The sequence below is a fragment of the Bacillus sp. FSL K6-2839 genome (assembly GCF_038003365.1).
Classification (GTDB): Bacteria; Bacillota; Bacilli; order Bacillales; family Bacillaceae; genus Bacillus.
The window spans coordinates 359432-376162 of sequence record NZ_JBBOOZ010000001.1; the positions used below are offsets into that span (position 1 = coordinate 359432).

General features: G+C 43.2%; 12 protein-coding genes. 5 read left to right on the top strand and 7 right to left on the bottom strand.

All coding sequences use genetic code 11. From position 1 onward, the window contains the following. Nucleotides 1–6: 6 nt before the first annotated feature. Both MHH26_RS01520 and pbp4 read right to left on the bottom strand, forming a co-directional pair. Nucleotides 7–1245: an MFS transporter gene (locus MHH26_RS01520; RefSeq protein WP_340971979.1), complete on the bottom strand. Its 1239-nt coding sequence runs from the start codon at nucleotides 1243–1245 to the stop codon at nucleotides 7–9. Nucleotides 1246–1379: 134 nt separating this feature from the next. After that, entirely contained in the window at nucleotides 1380–3419 is a 2040-nt protein-coding gene (gene pbp4 / locus MHH26_RS01525; protein WP_307499272.1) for a penicillin-binding protein PBP4(5), read from the bottom strand. A gap of 262 nt (nucleotides 3420–3681) precedes the next feature. On the opposite strand from pbp4, the gene MHH26_RS01530 reads away from it, so the two are divergent. Further along, a complete protein-coding gene (locus MHH26_RS01530; RefSeq protein WP_268496223.1) occupies nucleotides 3682–5097 on the top strand; it encodes an SLC13 family permease in 1416 nt (471 codons plus the stop codon). Between the two features lie 204 nt (nucleotides 5098–5301). On the opposite strand, the gene MHH26_RS01535 is transcribed toward MHH26_RS01530, so the two are convergent. Together MHH26_RS01535 and MHH26_RS01540 are read right to left on the bottom strand one after the other, a co-directional pair. Further along, nucleotides 5302–6693, bottom strand: coding sequence for an amino acid permease (locus MHH26_RS01535; protein WP_034664554.1), 1392 nt, complete (start codon nucleotides 6691–6693; stop codon nucleotides 5302–5304). Between the two features lie 180 nt (nucleotides 6694–6873). Continuing rightward, the gene (locus MHH26_RS01540; RefSeq protein ID WP_034664551.1) at nucleotides 6874–7947 is read right to left on the bottom strand and encodes a tetratricopeptide repeat-containing glycosyltransferase family 2 protein; all 1074 of its coding nucleotides are present in this window, start codon (nucleotides 7945–7947) and stop codon (nucleotides 6874–6876) included. 134 nt (nucleotides 7948–8081) lie between these two features. On the opposite strand from MHH26_RS01540, the gene MHH26_RS01545 reads away from it, so the two are divergent. Further along, complete coding sequence (locus MHH26_RS01545) at nucleotides 8082–9971, top strand: ABC-F family ATP-binding cassette domain-containing protein (RefSeq protein WP_340971988.1); 1890 nt, start codon at nucleotides 8082–8084, stop codon at nucleotides 9969–9971. A 25-nt stretch (nucleotides 9972–9996) separates the two neighbouring features. Here the strand turns inward: MHH26_RS01545 and folE2 are convergent, their stop codons facing one another. Beyond that, complete coding sequence (folE2, locus tag MHH26_RS01550; protein ID WP_340971991.1) at nucleotides 9997–10893, bottom strand: GTP cyclohydrolase FolE2; 897 nt, start codon at nucleotides 10891–10893, stop codon at nucleotides 9997–9999. Between the two features lie 143 nt (nucleotides 10894–11036). On the opposite strand from folE2, the gene MHH26_RS01555 reads away from it, so the two are divergent. Further along, nucleotides 11037–11462, top strand: a complete 426-nt coding sequence (locus MHH26_RS01555) for a MerR family transcriptional regulator (RefSeq protein ID WP_034664543.1) — start codon at nucleotides 11037–11039, stop codon at nucleotides 11460–11462. Nucleotides 11463–11518: 56 nt separating this feature from the next. Beyond that, the gene (locus tag MHH26_RS01560; protein ID WP_307499274.1) at nucleotides 11519–12709 is read left to right on the top strand and encodes an MFS transporter; all 1191 of its coding nucleotides are present in this window, start codon (nucleotides 11519–11521) and stop codon (nucleotides 12707–12709) included. A gap of 44 nt (nucleotides 12710–12753) precedes the next feature. On the opposite strand, the gene MHH26_RS01565 is transcribed toward MHH26_RS01560, so the two are convergent. Continuing rightward, nucleotides 12754–14307 (bottom strand): ABC-F family ATP-binding cassette domain-containing protein, encoded by a 1554-nt coding sequence (locus MHH26_RS01565; RefSeq protein WP_334750900.1) that lies wholly within the window; start codon nucleotides 14305–14307, stop codon nucleotides 12754–12756. Nucleotides 14308–14459: 152 nt separating this feature from the next. Between MHH26_RS01565 and MHH26_RS01570 the strand changes: the two genes are divergently transcribed. Further along, nucleotides 14460–15602: a DEAD/DEAH box helicase gene (locus MHH26_RS01570; RefSeq protein WP_340971995.1), complete on the top strand. Its 1143-nt coding sequence runs from the start codon at nucleotides 14460–14462 to the stop codon at nucleotides 15600–15602. Nucleotides 15603–15636: 34 nt separating this feature from the next. Here the strand turns inward: MHH26_RS01570 and MHH26_RS01575 are convergent, their stop codons facing one another. Next, entirely contained in the window at nucleotides 15637–16641 is a 1005-nt protein-coding gene (locus tag MHH26_RS01575; protein ID WP_060595742.1) for an NADP-dependent oxidoreductase, read from the bottom strand. Nucleotides 16642–16731: the final 90 nt, after the last annotated feature.

The following is a 16731-nucleotide window of genomic DNA, read 5'->3' on the forward strand; positions in this document are numbered from 1 at the left end:
CCCTTTTTATGATTCATTCCATTTGGAGATGGTTTGATCGCTAGGTAGTAAGAAGGCCAGGATGCCTAATATCGGTAAAAAGGCGACTCCGATCATGGTAGGCGTTAAACCGAAGGCATCAATGAATGAGCCTAGAGCGACTGATCCAATTGCACCCATACCAAACGCAAGCCCAACAGTTAAACCAGACATTGTGCCAATTTTCCCGGGAAATAGTTCTTGAGCATAAACGACTGTGACAGAGAAGCTTGATGTCAGAATGACCCCAATCAGTCCAAGTAAAACATAAGCAAAAACAGGTCCGGCAAATGGCAGCAGCAGGGCAAGCGGAAAGGATGCCAATAAGGAAATTAAAATCACGGTTTTCTTGCCGAAGCGGTCTGCAAGCGGTCCGCCTAAAAATGTCCCAATTGCACCTAGAATGAGAAATAAGAAAATATAAGTCTGTGATTCTTTAATCGTCAATCCATATTGTTCAATCGCATAAAACGCATAGAAATTCGATATCGCATTCCCATACCAAGAGCGGGCAAAGATGAGAAAGACGATAATGCCAAGTGCTGTGAGTGCTGACTTACGATGAATATCAGATCTTGCAGCTTTTGCTGGAGCCTTTTTCGCTTGAGCTCGAATGGTTTGAAGTCTTCCTGCGTACCATCTTGAAATATAAAGAAGGAAACCGACAGCAATTATTCCAACAATCGTAAACCAAGCCACGCCTGGCTGACCGAGAGGGACGAGCATTAATGCAGCGATCAGCGGAGCAAAGGCTTGACCTGTATTTCCGCCTACTTGATAGATGGACTGTGCAAGTCCTCGTCTTGGACCAGCTGCCATGTTGGCAACACGAGAGCCCTCTGGATGGAAAATTGCAGAGCCGAGTCCGATAAAGACAACGCAAAGCAAAATGGTGGCAAAGGAAGGCGCAAACGCAAGCCCGAATATACCGACAGCACTAGAAAATAAAGCAATCGGGAGTGCATAAGGCATCGGCCGTTTATCTGTATACCACCCAATAGCGGGCTGCATGACGGAGGAGACCATATTTAATGTAAAGGCAATCAGCCCTAATTGTGTAAAGGTCAGCCCCATTGAGCGTTCTAAAATAGGGAACATCGCAGGAATAACGGCTTGCAATGTGTCGTTCAGCATATGGCAAATGCCAATAATCAATAAAATGGGGTAAACCGTTGATCCGGTGACAGAATTTTGAGGTTTATCCTTTGTACGAGCAGCAATAGCCAATGAGACTTCCTCCTTTCATTCAACTGTTTTCTATTTTGCATTCTTCTCATTTTATTCATAAGGTGAACTATAAAACAATAGCAAATTGTCATGATTTAGAAAAAAGAGACACAAGTGCTTGTGTCTCTAAAGGGTTATTGATAAAAAGATGCGATCACAGGCTTCATTTTTTGAATGACGAGTCCGCTTCCGCCGCGGTTTTTCACACCTTCAATCATGCCGACGAGGACGTAATCTTCTTTTTTGGGATTAAATGCAAGTAAAAATCCATTTTCAGAACCGTCTGTTGCCCCTTGTTTGCTCTTCAGCTCTGCCGTTCCTGTTTTAGCGGCAATATCAGCTCCTTCAATTTGTAAGGAGTGAGCTGTACCGTTTGGACTGGTCACGACCTGAGTCAGCGCGTCTTTCACTGAGTTTGCCGAGTCTTCTTTGATGATTTGTTTTGGTGATGCTGTTTTTTCATCTTGAACGACTCGAGGATAGACAAGCTTGCCTCCTGTTGCAAATGGAGAATAGGCATGTACTTGTTCAATCGGTGACATGAGTAATTCGCCTTGGCCATAGGCAGAGTCAGCAAGTAAGATGTCCGATTGAATGCCATCGTTCGATACTTGTGCTGGTTTCATTGTAAATGGCATGTGCAAATCTTCGCCAAACCCAAATGCTTTTACTTTTTTCTCGTAGGTGTCTTTGCCAATTTCCAGTGCTTCCTGTCCGAAGTAAATATTGTCTGAGTACACGAGGGCATCGACCATATTTACGTTTTCTTTATCGTGAACCCGTGTAATTCGATAATTGCCCCAAGATTGATCCTTTTGCCATTTCAGTCCATGAATGGTGCGTACTTTATTAGGTTTTGTGACACCTGTTTCCAGCCCAATGGCCGCTGTAATGGTTTTGAATGTAGACCCTGGTGCATACCGGCTCGCATAGCGAGCTTGGAATGGGAGGTCTGGGTTTTCACTGTATACCTGATATTGCTTAGGTGTGATCCCATTTGTCATGAGATTGACATCGTAGGAAGGGGCGCTGACAAGCGCTAATAGATCCCCCGATGATGGATTCATGATCGTGACGGCCCCTTTTTCACCTTTTAGCTGTTCATAGGTTTTTTTCTGTAAGGAAGCATCAATGGTCAGCTTCACTGTTTTTCCATCTTTTCGATCTGATTTTTGCAATGTTTCTTCAATGCCTGTTTCATCATGGACGATCAGAATGCTTCCGCCATCTTGTCCACGCAGGTTTTTGTCAAACGTAAATTCAAGGCCGGTTTTGCCGATGATTTGATCTGCTTTTAATGCCGGATTTCTTTTGATATCATCTGCATTTGCTTTTCCGACATAGCCGGTGAGATGGGCGGCGGCTTCGTTATAAGGATAGTAACGCATTTCCTTCGTTTGATAGGTGACGCCTTTTACCTCCTTTGGAATCGGCTTTTGCTCTAACATTGATTTGAGCGGGACAAACGTGTCGTCTGTGACCCATGCTTGTTTCAGCTGATTGTCAATCAGTTCTTCGTCTATATCAAACGCCTTGCTGATTTTTTTGATATTGCGTTCTTTTTCTTTCCCTGTTCCGAGTTTACCTGGGATGATGCCAAGTGCGTTTCCACCAGTTGTTTCTGCCAGCGTACGCCCTTTTCGGTCTACAATGTTTCCACGGACAGCAGGGTCTGATTTGACTTTGATAGTATCTCCCTTCTCCATTTGCGGGAAGATGAGATTTGGCTTCCAGTCCACTTTCCACTTGTCATCTTCTTCTGAGAGAACGCCCTTGTAAGAAAGCTTGTGCAGCTTGCCAAAAGACGTTTTCATTGTCACATCATAGGAAAATTGATACCCATTTCCTTTGTCCTGTTTTTCGACGTTGAGCTTTGATATGTTCAGATCATAAGCACCAATTCCGTTAAAGATATTGTCATATTTTTCGGCTAGTTGTTTTTTTGAGAAGTCATTGGCTTTCAAAGACGCACTCGTTACCTCATCAGCCAGCTTCGTAAAGTCTTTCTTCTCCAATTGTTTCGTAAAGGATTCAGCCGCTTTTAAAGCCTCTTTTTCTTTTGAGAAAAGAGTATCTTTTAAGAAAAAGAGAGCAGCTGCTATCACGATGATGCTAAGAAGAGGAATAATGAATTTTTTCTGTTTCCAAAATGATTTTCTTTGATCCTTATACAATGAAAACACCTCAATTTTTGATTAGATCTTCTATATTTTACAGTGATTGCACATGATTTGTATAGTTTCTCCTATGAAAATAGACCAAGGCATCATGTCATGGTTTTGAAAATGGGAGTAAAATGACAGCTGTTTTTATGAAAGATATCTTCATTTTTTCTTATGATTTAAAGGATTTCTTAAGAGATCATCGAATGTGGAAAATTAGAAAAAATATGACAAGCGCTTTCAATAGGGGGGAATTGTTATCGTTTATAAAAAAGTGAATGTAATTGGACTTATTCTTGGACCGACACTCTTCTTGCTCGTTCTGTTTCTCATACCTGAAGATGAATTGACCTATGCTGCGAGGGTAGTCTTGGGCATTACGGCTTGGACGGCAACATGGTGGGTGACAGAAGCACTGCCCATACCTGCAACATCTTTATTGCCCATCATCCTACTGCCGACACTTGGCGGGCTTTCTATGGAACAGACATCAAGGGCTTATGGAGATCCGATCGTCTTTATGTACATGGGAGGATTTATGATTGCTATTGCCATTGAAAAATGGAACTTACATAGAAGAATGGCCTTACACATTTTGAGGGTGATTGGCACAAGAAGTGACCGCATTGTATTAGGTGTCATGATCGCGACTGCTTTTTTATCTATGTGGATTTCGAATGCAGCGACAGCCCTGATGATGCTCCCAGTGGCTCTTGCAGTGATTAAAGAGGTCAAGGCTAATGAAGTCTTATCTGGTCCATCTCTTGATCGATTCAGTAAAAGCATCTTATTGTCGGTTGCGTATTCAGCGTCAATTGGTGGTCTAGCAACACTTGTCGGATCTGTGCCAAATGCGGTATTTGCTGCGATGTCAAAAAAGCTATTAGATCGGGAAATTATGTTTTTTGAATGGTTTTTGTTTGGTTTTCCTGTTGCGATGATTCTGCTCATTCTCTTATTTCTGTATTTGACCAAGGTACAGTTCAAGGTAGAGCACACAGGTGAAATGAGTGTAGCGTTCATTCGAAAGGGATTAGAGAATTTAGGAAAAATGAAACAAGAGGAAAAATGGGTGTTTGTTGTTTTTCTCATGACGGCGTTTTTATGGATTTTTAAGCTCTTTTTGTTTGGAGGGATCACCGTATCTGATACGTCTATCGCCATTTTCGGTGCCATGCTGTTATTTCTCATTCCAGCAACAAATGGAGAGAGAATATTAGAATGGCAGGATATGAAACAGCTGCCATGGGGGCTTTTGCTTTTGTTTGGAGGTGGGCTTTCGCTCGCTACGGGCTTTGCAGAAACCAATCTAACGGGATGGATTGGGGAAAATCTACAGCATTTAAATGGGCTTTCGTATATCGTGCTGTTGATCATTTTAACGGGAGCGATTTTGTTTATGACTGAAATTATGTCAAATACAGCTGTTGCCAATATGATTATTCCGATTACGGTAGGGCTTGGGCTTGCGATTGGCATGGAGCCATATGGGTTAATGGCTGCGGCTGCTTTGGCTTCTTCATGTGCGTTTATGCTGCCGATCTCCACACCGCCAAACGCCGCTGTCTTTAGTGCGGACGTGCTGAAAATATCTGATATGGTCAGGGCAGGCTTTTGGTTAAATATCATCAGTATTGTTGCGATTGTCCTTGCGGTGTATTTCTGGCTCCCGATTGTGTTTAAAAGCTGAGCGGGTTAAGAAGATGGCTTTGATCGAATCGAGACCGTCGGTGTTTTTGTTTCTTTTGGCTTCGGTGGTGGTGTGGATTTTTTGATGTGAGTGTCCTTTGGCGTGTAATAAGCGTGTTAGATCCAGACATGGTGGACTCAAATTCAGCCAAAAACAGCGTGATTTAAGCAAAAAAAAGAGACCGGGAAACCCCGTGTCTCTTTTCTAATGTGTTTCATTAAGATGGCTTTTTCGTCTTGCATAGGTGAAGTAAACAACGACACCAATGGCTACCCAGATAAGGAAGGCTCTCCAAGTCACCCATGAAAGGGTCGTCGCAAGTGTGATACAAATGACCGCACTGATAATCGGAAGAACAGGCACGAATGGCACTTTAAACGCTGCTTTGACATTCGGGTGCTTTTTCCGTAAAACGATGACGGCAATTGAAATCACCGTAAAGGCTGCAAGTGTACCGATACTCACTAAATTCGCAAGCGTCGATAAATTCACAAAACCTACGATACATGCTGCGACAGCACCTGTCAGCCAAGTGTTGGCAACAGGTGTTTGCGATTTTGGATGAACATTTGAGAAAATTTTTGGCATGAGTCCATCACGGCTCATCGCAAAGGTTAAGCGAACCTGCGCATAGACCAAGGCAATTAAAACCGTTGTGATCCCAATAATGGCACCGGCTGATATGATACCTGCCACACTATGAAGGCCAACGACTTGAAGAGCAAATGCGACAGGGTCACTGACATTCAGTTTCGTATAGTGAACCATGCCGGTTAAGACAAAGGACACACCGATGTATAAAATGGTACAAACACCGAGCGCCCCGATAATGCCGATCGGCATCGCCTTTTGCGGATTTTTGACTTCTTCAGATGCATTGGCGATCGCATCAAATCCGAGATAAGCAAAAAAGACTGTTGCCGCGCCTGCGATTACTCCTTCAAAGCCCATCGGCATAAAGGGTGTCCAGTTTTCAGGTTTGACGTAAGCAAAGCCTGAAATGATAAAGAGAAGGACGATGGCAATTTTGATTAACACAATGATGTTATTCAGCTTCGTGCTTTCTTTGACGCCTCTTGAGACGATAAAGGTGATGAGTAAAATAATAAGTGCGCCTGGTAGGTTAAAGACGGCACCATCAGCGGCTCCAGGTGCAGCTGATAAAGCCTTCGGTATGTGCAGACCGAATCCACTGAGCAGTGATTGAAAATAGGACGACCATCCACTTGCTACAGCAGAGAGCGCAATGACATATTCAAGCATGAGATCCCAGCCCATTAAGAAGGCGAGAAATTCCCCAAGTGTGGCGTAGGAATACGTATAGACGCTTCCTGACACAGGAATGGACGAGGAGAATTCAGCGTAGCAAAAAGCAGCAAGGGCGCATGCGATCGCAGCCAAAATAAAAGATATAATAATCGCAGGTCCCGCATCCTTTGCTGCCGCAACCCCCGTAATCACAAAGATACCAGTCCCGACCACGCAGCCAATGCCAAGCAAGATTAAATCAAACGTATTTAACGATCGGCTAAGCCGCTTCGTTTGACTTTCAAGCATGAGCTGGTCGAGAGACTTTTTTCGAAATAAAGAACTCATGTTGACCTCCTATTGGATAAATCTTTTCGTAAGACGAATGTTAGTATATGCGTAATTGACAATTTAGTCAATTGGTTGAAAAACGCTTTAAATCACTAAAGTGTTAAACGTCACAATCGAATTTGTGCATAAAAAGAGACATCCGCTGGCAGGTGGAAGGCGGATGTGGTGACGGGGGATCTATGTCTGTTCAGCAAATATTTTTTCATTGAACAGCACACTTGGATGAGTGGGGTAATGGGCGGAGGAGGCAAGGTGATGTGTCTTGGCTTTTTCCAAATCGCCGAGCTGATAATAACAATAGCAAAGCTGGAGATGTGGATACCACGTTTTATACTGTGTGAGTGTGAAGGCTGTTTCGTTTTCAGGAGCCTTCAGCGCCTGCTCATACCAAAAGATTGCTGCCTGATGTTTATTTTGTATTTTTAGATGATCCCCGATCCGGCAGCAAAATTCTGGACGGGGCTGATCGTATAAGAAAGAACGTAATAATGAGGATAAAGCCGCTTCCTCGAAGCCTACCGCATAATAGCAGTCGGCTAAATATTGGCATGTGCGAATTTCATCCTCAATCCAGCACTGTTTTGTCGCTAAAAATTCATGATAAAAACGAATCGCCCTGACATGCTGCCTGTTATCTCTTAATTCATTGGCAAAGTAAAAGAGATCACGTGGCGTCATGTCCTCTCCTTTTGCGAGCATGTCTTCATAAATTCGAAGATTGCGCCCGGGCTCACCAGTGGTTGTTTTCTTGCGCTTTTGATGTGTGACGGCTATATCGGCTGGAAAGATGTTGCCATACACTTGAAGAAACTCATGTACGGCCCCGTACCACTGAAAGTTCAAGGCACGCTTCACAAGGCGATTTCTTCTATATTTAAAATTCACCTGACCGTCTTCATCGAATCCCACATGATAAAACATCGAGACGGCGTCCACCGAAGGATCAAGTGTCTCTTTGAGCTGAAGAAGTTTTTGACGGTCTTCTTCAAGCAGAACATCGTCAGCATCAAGCCATAAAATATACTCTTTCGTTGCATGTGAGAAAGCGAAATTGCGGGCTTTTGCAAAGTGCTGAACCCATTCGAAATCAAGTACCTGTGCTGAAAAGGAGTGAGCAATCTCCTTCGTACGATCTGTTGACCCTGTATCAACGATGATCATCTCATCTACAATGTCTTGGACAGAGGAAAGGCAGTCCGCTAACACCTCCTCTTCATTTTTCACAATCATACATAAGCTAATGGTTACCATCTTTAGATCACCTCTTCATAGTGTATCGAGCAGCAAAAGGAAACATTCTTTTCAGCAGCGGGTTTTTTTAAAACTAGTTTTCTGCTACTGGCTGATTTAAAATAAAGGGAGAATCTATGTAAGGGCTGATAAAAATGAGTTTATTGAATGTTGAAGGATTATATAAAACCTATGGCGAGAAAACGCTGTTTGATCATATTTCTTTTCATATAGAACCAAAGGAACGCATCGGATTGATTGGACCAAACGGAACAGGAAAGTCAACGCTCCTAAAGGTCATTGCAGGACTTGAATCGTTTGAGGAGGGTGACATCACGAAGGCAGGGACACTTGATATCGAATTTCTTGAGCAAGACCCTGAAATGAGCGGGAATGAAACGATTCTTGATTACATTTTTTCTGGAACGGCACCCATGATTCAAACGATGAAGGCATATGAACAGGCGCTAGCCGATTTAGAGCATGATCCCCAAAATGAAGCAAAACAAGAAGCGCTGATGCGCATGCAAAATCGAATGGATCAGGAAGATGCATGGGATGCGAACCTGTCAGCAAAAACGATTTTGACAAAGCTTGGTGTCAAAGATGTGAGCCGCTCTGTTCATGCATTATCAGGCGGACAGAAAAAGCGTGTCGCGATTGCTAAAAATTTAATTCAGCCCGCGGGATTGCTGATTTTAGACGAGCCAACCAACCATCTCGATAATGCAACGATTGAATGGCTCGAAGGATATTTGAGTCAATACAGCGGTGCTGTCATTCTGGTGACGCATGATCGTTATTTCCTAAACCGTGTGGCCAACCGAATTTATGAATTGAATCAAGGGCAGCTCTATACGTATAAAGGAAATTATGAAGTCTTTTTAGAAAAAAGAGCCGAACGAGAAGCAGAAGCTCAGGTGAAAGAAACGAAGCGTCAAAACTTACTCAGACGAGAACTTGCATGGCTGAGAAGAGGGGCAAAAGCAAGAACGACGAAGCAGAAAGCACGCATTGGCAGAGCCGAAGAGCTGATGGATCAAAAAGGGCCTGATGCGAAAGGAGAGCTTGATTTCGCTATCGGCTCGCACCGCCTAGGAAAACAAGTCATAGAGGCAGAAGACTTATCAATTTCATTTGCTGGCCAGACCCTTGTGGAGCGGTTTACAGACTTAGTCGTGCCGGGCGACCGGATTGGATTTATCGGACCGAATGGAGTCGGAAAAACGACTCTTCTTAACTGTCTAGCGGGGAAAATAGAACCGACTTCAGGACAATTGACGATTGGACAAACCGTTCGTATTGGTTATTACACGCAGGATCACAAGGAAATGGATGACGAGCTGACCATCATTGAGTACATCAAGGAAACAGCTGAGATCGTCAAGACATCTGATGGTGCCATAGTGACAGCAGAGCAAATGCTGGAACGGTTCTTATTCCCAAGATCCATGCAGAGGACGTTTATTCGCAAGCTGTCAGGGGGAGAACGCCGCAGATTGTATTTATTGAAAGTCTTAATGGAAGAACCAAATGTTCTCTTTTTAGATGAGCCGACGAACGATCTTGATACGGAGACCCTCAGCATTTTAGAGGATTATTTAGAACAGTTTCCTGGCGTTGTCATGACCGTATCGCATGATCGTTATTTCTTAGACCGAGTGGTTCACCGTCTGCTTGTCTTTGAAGGAAATGGCCGCATTTCACACTACCAAGGTGCTTACAGCGATTACATGGAGCAAGAAAAAGAGCAGAAGCGGACAGAGACAAAGCCTGCTGAGAAACAAGTAGAAGCGGCACCTAAAAAGAGAAAAAAACTTTCTTATAAAGACCAGCTTGAATGGGACGGAATTGAAGACCGGATACAGGCTTTAGAGGAAAAACACCAGCAGCTTGAATCCAGCATTGCGGAGGCAGGCAGTGATTTTGGAAAAATTCAAGAGCTGATGGACGAACAAAAAGCCGTTGCTGAAGAACTAGAACAAGCAATGGACCGCTGGACAGAACTATCGCTGATGATTGAGGAATTAGAGAGTTATGACTAAGAAATAAGAAACCTGTAGAGTTGATCTACAGGTTTTTTTGATAAGAGCATTTCGCATAGGCATCATGCTGATGAATGGATTCCTCATTACGACACTCGACTTGAAAGCCCCTGACCCATGGCTGCTCATATAATTCGATGGCCATTAACCTTGTGAGATCTTCTACAAAGCGTGGATTTTCATAAGCCTCTTCTGTCACTTTCTTTTCATCAGGTCTTTTAAGCACAGGATAGAGCGGTGCACTCGCATTGGACTCAATGATATGTAAAAGAGCTGCTTTCATGTCGTTAGGGAATGATGCTTGTTCAAACAACTCTATCTGAATGGAAACAGAGCCGCGCTGATTATGTGCACCGTATTCACTAATTTCTTTAGAACAAGGACATAATGTGGTGACTTGTGCATCGCAGCCAATATGACAGGTCCATCCATCCTTTTCATGAAAATGAATGTCATATGTGATTGTCGCATGCATCAAACCCGATTTCCCGGTGACTGGGCTTTGCTTTTCCATGTACCAAGGGAAGGAAACTTGAACCGAGGCAGATGACTGATTCATCTGACGGGCAAGCGCTGCTGTCAATGCTTTTAAGCTATTCACATCAAGCGGCTTGCCGCTTTCGTAAAACGAGTGCAGCTGTTCAGTGAGACGGCTCATATGAATGCCTTTTTCGTGAGCTCTCAGGGAGGTACTCAGTGCAAAGTCAGCAGAAGTTATTTGGTCCTGCGGTGCCGTTTTAGACAAAATTCGTACAGGATAAGACACGCGGCAGATGCCGACTTGTTCAAGATGAAAATAAAAGTCCTGCTCCGTCTTTTGGATGTCAGTCATGTTCTCTTTTTGAGGGGGTTTCGTTCCAAGGCTTGGTGGTACAGATCCGAATTGTTGGTGTCGTTCTTTTTTGGGTGGAAAAGAAAACATGAGATCCCTCCTTTAAATCGTAATAATTCCTATTTATTTTGCATCAAAACACGAGAAAAATCAAGAGTGCAAAAATTTACGTTTACGTTAAGGTTATAAAGGTGTATAATAAATCATGAATTGATGAGCAGGAGGCACTGGCAATGGAATGGATGAAAATTGATCAAGTGGCGAAAAGAAGCGGACTGACTAAACGGACGATACGTTTCTATGAAGAGATTGGTTTATTATCAGCACCAAAGCGGACAGAGGGCGGTGTCAGACTTTACTCAGAGGACGACATGGAAGAACTAGAGAAAGTGATGCAGGCAAAAGAGGTACTTGGATTTTCTTTACAAGAGCTTCAATCGTTTATGGAAATAGGAAAGCAGCTAGAGCTGAATAAAGAGGGTTACTTGCTGTCGCTTGATCCGAAGGAACGATTAGAGAAGCTGTTAGATATTGAGGCGCAGCTGTCTGTACAGCATCAATTGATTACAAAAAAGCTTGAAACGATTCAATCTTTTAAAAAGGATCTTGAAACGATGAAAGAAAGAGCGGCTCATGCAATTGAGCAATTACAAAAATAAACACCTCTGCGTGTTTATTTTATTTTGTCAACATTTGAAGGAAAGGTTCTGATGGAATGAAGAAAGAAGAAGTGTTGAGACAGCGTACAAGTCTGCTTAGGCAGCCGAAAGCCGTCTGGGCTGTTGCCTTTGCGTGTGTGATTTCATTTATGGGGATAGGACTTGTGGACCCGATCTTGCCGGCCATTGCATCACAATTAGATGCATCTCCAAGTCAGGTCTCTCTTTTATTTACGAGCTACTTACTTGTGACCGGCTTTGTCATGTTTTTTACCGGCTTTATCTCTAGTCGGATTGGTGCGAAATGGACGTTATTAATAGGACTTATTTTTATTATTGTCTTTTCTGCTTTAGGCGGTACCTCTTCAACGATTAATGAATTAATCGGCTTTAGAGGCGGATGGGGCATTGGGAATGCCTTATTTATTTCAACTGCCCTCTCTGTCATTGTCGGTGTGTCTGTTGGAGGAAGTGCGAAGGCCATTATTTTATACGAGGCTGCACTAGGTCTTGGGATTTCGGTTGGACCGCTGCTTGGCGGAGAGCTTGGGACGATCTCTTGGCGCGGGCCATTCTTTGGCGTTGCGGTGTTAATGCTTGTTGCTCTTTTAGCCATTACGTTTATGCTCCCGCCGATGCAAAAACCTCAGAAAAAGGTGAAATTATTCGAGGCTGTCGGGGCGTTAAAATATAAAGGGCTATTAACGATGGCATCTGCGGCTTTCTTATACAATTTTGGTTTCTTTGTGCTTTTAGCCTATTCGCCATTTGTGCTTCATCTGGATGAGCATGGTCTTGGTTATGTCTTTTTTGGATGGGGACTATTTTTGGCCGTGACATCCGTCTTCTCAGCGCCGGTCATTCATCGCAAGCTTGGGACATTGACTTCCCTTGTGGTTCTGTTTGCTTCATTTGCTGTGATTTTATTCGGCATTGGGGTATGGACTTCACATGTTGTGGTCGTCATCTGCGGAATTGTTATTGCTGGGGGCATCCTTGGCATGATCAATACAGTGCTCACGACCGCTGTGATGGGATCGGCGCCGGTTGAACGTTCGATTGCTTCATCCTCTTATAGTGCTGTACGGTTTATTGGGGGCGCGATTGCTCCTTGGATTGCCGGCGTACTTGCTGAATCTTATACAGCAAGCACCCCTTACTATGTTGGGGCGGCTGTCGTTCTGTTAGGCATGATCATCCTGCTTCTTGGCCGTAAACATCTCGTCAATATTCAAGCAGGTCATTAAATAGAAAAAAGCCTTATATCTTATGCAGATATAAGGCTTTTTTGTTAAAGTACTTTTGTCGTCCAAGATTCACAATTCCATGTGTCGGTTGCAACATCTTGATAAAATTCAGGTTCGTGAGAGATCAATAAGACGCTCCCTTTGTATTCTTTTAACGCGCGTTTTAGTTCTTCTTTTGCATCGACATCCAAGTGGTTGGTCGGCTCATCGAGAACAAGTAAGTTGGTTTCTTCGTTGATTAGTTTGCAAAGACGGACCTTTGCTTTTTCTCCTCCGCTTAAGACAGACACGCGGCTTTCAATATGTTTTGTCGTTAATCCGCATTTTGCAAGAGCGGCTCTCACTTCATATTGCGTGTAAGAAGGGAAGGTACTCCACACCTCTTCAATACAAGTGTTGCTGTTTTGCTCTTTTACTTCTTGCTCAAAGTAGCCAATATGCAGGAATTCTCCGCGTTCCACCTCACCAGAAATTGGCGTGATTTCTCCAAGAAGACTTCGCAGCAATGTCGTTTTTCCGATACCGTTAGCGCCGTATAACGCAATTTTTTGCCCGCGTTCCATTTTCAGATTCAATGGACGAGAGAGCGGTTCATCATAACCAATAACCAAATCTTTTGTTTCAAAAATCAATTTCCCGGAAGTCCGTGCCGTCTTAAAGTGGAATTCAGGCTTTGGCTTTTCTGCTGCCAATTCAATCATATCCATCTTATCCAGTTTCTTTTGACGGGACATAGCCATATTTCTTGTGCTGACACGTGCTTTGTTTCTTGCAACAAAATCCTTTAATTCAGCGACTTCCTGCTGCTGCCTTTTATAAGCTGCTTCAAGCTGCTGCTTTTTGACTTCGTACACTTGTTTAAATTGATCATAATCACCAACATAGCGCGTGAGCTCTTGATTTTCAACATGATAAATCAAGTTAATGACACTGTTTAAAAACGGAATATCATGTGAAATGAGGATAAACGCATTTTCATATTCCTGTAAATAGCGCTTCAGCCACTCAATATGCTGCTCATCCAAATAGTTGGTTGGCTCATCGAGAAGGAGAATTTCTGGCTTTTCTAACAGCAATTTCGCAAGCAATACTTTTGTACGCTGTCCGCCGCTCAGCTCCGTCACATCACGGTCCAGCCCAAGATCCGTTAACCCAAGACCTCTCGCAATTTCTTCGACCTTGGAATCAATGATATAGAAATCATTGTTTGTGAGCGCATCTTGAATGACGCCCACTTCCTCTAACAGCTTTTCCAGCTCATCAGGATCGGCTTCACCCATTTTGCCGTAAATGTCATTCATCGCTACTTCCATGGAAAATAAATAGTGGAATGCATCCTGAAGCACTTCGCGGATCGTTCTTCCCTTTTCTAGTACAGTATGCTGATCAAGGTAGCCGACACGGACATTTTTTGCCCATTCGACTTTTCCTGCATCTGGCTCCAGCTTGCCAGTAATAATATTCATAAACGTTGACTTTCCTTCACCGTTGGCGCCAATTAAGCCGACATGCTCGCCTTTTAATAAACGGAAGGAGACTTCGTGAAAAATGGCTCTGTCGCCAAAGCCATGGCTTAAATCTTTAACAGATAATATCATTTTTTACACCTCAAATAGATTCAAAACGGCTAGTGCCTCTCATGATTATATCGAACTGTCCGGCTCGATAAAAGCATCAAAAGAAAAATTGCGTTTCAAAGCTGATTTTGAGATACTAAAGGATAGATTGAATGAGGATAAAGGAGATCGACATGATAGAAAATTGGGCATTTTTGAAAGAAGCAAAGCCATTTATTCAGGAAAACTTTCAAGCGGCTGGCTTCGAAAAACCAACAGCTATACAAGAAAAAACAGCAGAGTGGATTACGGAGAAGCGTGATGTGATCGCGGAATCGCCTACGGGAACGGGGAAGACACTGGCGTATGTGTTGCCGCTTTTAAATAAAATCGATGTGGATATCAAACACCCGCAAGTCTTAATCTTGGCACCTTCAAGAGAGCTTGTGATGCAAATTTTTGATGTCGTGCAAGAGTTCAAACAAGGATCAGACATCAAAGTGGTCTCCTTGATTGGTGGAGCGAACATCAAAAAGCAGCAGGAAAAACTAAAGAAACACCCGAACATCGTTGTCGCAACACCTGGCCGTGTACAGGAATTAATCAAAATCAAGAAACTGAAAATGCACGAAGTCAAAACAGTCGTGCTAGATGAAGCAGATCAGCTTCTTGTGCCAGAGCATATGAAAACGATCCAAGCGATCATTAAATCCACACTAAAAGAAAGACAAATCCTCTGTTTTTCTGCGACGTTAAAAGAGGAAACGGTTCAACTGATTAAACAAATGACGTCTGAACCAGAAGTATTGAAAATTGCCAGAAGTGAGGAAGAAGCGCAGAAAGTAGGACACTATTATCTGTTATGTGATCAGCGTGATAAAGTGAAATTACTGCAAAAGCTATCACGCCTTGAGGACATGCAGGCGCTCGTCTTTGTGCGTGATATTACGAATTTAAGCATTTATGCAGAGAAATTAGCGTATCACCATGTCGACCTTGGTGTGCTTCATAGTGAGGCGAAAAAAGCAGAGCGTGCTATCATCTTAAAGGAATTTGAACAGCGTGAATTCCCGCTTCTCCTTGCAACGGATATCGCAGCAAGAGGCATCGATATTGACGATCTGCCTTACGTGATCCATGCCGACCTGCCAAACGAAGAAGGCTATATCCACCGTTCAGGCAGAACCGGACGCGCAGGAAAGGAAGGGGCTGTCATCAGCCTAGTCACACCTCAAGAGCATGCAACGCTCAAAAAAATGGCGAAAAAGCTGAATCTTTCGCTTCAGGAAATTGTTTATAAGCAAGGCCAGCTGCATCTTGCCCCCAAGCAGGCATAAAAAAGGACCCTTCCACATGGAGGGGCCTTTTTTATTATGAAATTTTGACAAGCTGTTTTCCGACATTTTCACCTTTGAATAGTCCAAGGAATGCATCAGGAATGTTGTCAAAGCCTTCAATGATTGTTTCTTTATAAGTCAGTTTGTCTTCTTTTACCCATTGTGCGAGATCTCTTGCAGCCTCTTCAAAACGATCTGAATAGTTGGCAACAATGAAGCCTTGCATCAATGCGCTTGTTTTAATGAGTTTTGTTTGCACACGCGGTCCGATGTCCTCGCTTGCGCTAATGTTATAAGACGAAATTGCGCCGCACACTGGAATACGTGCAAAGCGGTTCAAATGATTCATCACGGCATCAGAAATTTCGCCGCCAACATTGTCAAAATACACATCGACGCCGTTAGGGCACGCCTTTGCTATGGCATCATCTAAATCATTTGTTGTTTTATAATTAATCGTTTCATCAAAGCCTAGTTCTTTTAAATAAGCCAGCTTATCATCAGATCCCGCAATCCCAACGACGTGAGCGCCTTTGATCTTAGCAATTTGTCCCACAACGGAACCAACGGCACCTGCGGCTCCAGAAATGACAACGGTCTCGCCTTCTTTTGGCTGGCCAATCGCAAGAAGTCCGAAATAAGCGGTTTGCCCTGGCATGCCCAAAATTCCTAAATAATAGGACAATGGCGCAATGGATGGATCAATTTTAGTCAGAGATTCAGCTTTGGCTGTAGAATATTCTTGCCAGCCAAGGAATCCAAGAACAAAATCCCCTTTTTCAAATTGAGGCGATTTGGATTCAACGACTTCTCCGACAACACCGCCCTGAATCACTTCATTTAGCTTGAATGGAGGTGTATAGGATTTTGTATCCTGCATTCGTCCTCTCATATAAGGATCTACAGAAACATATTTCGTTTGAATCAAGACTTCGCCATCTTGCGGCACAGGTATATCGACTGTTTCAAAATGAAAAACATCTTTTGTAGGTAATCCTTTTGGACGTTTGGCTAATTGAATTTGCTTTTGTTGACTCATGTCAAATCCTCCCTTTCACTTGCAGCCTAGATTTACATTAACATGATGCTTCTTTTCATTCAAAACATACGGTCTTTTTCAAACACATAC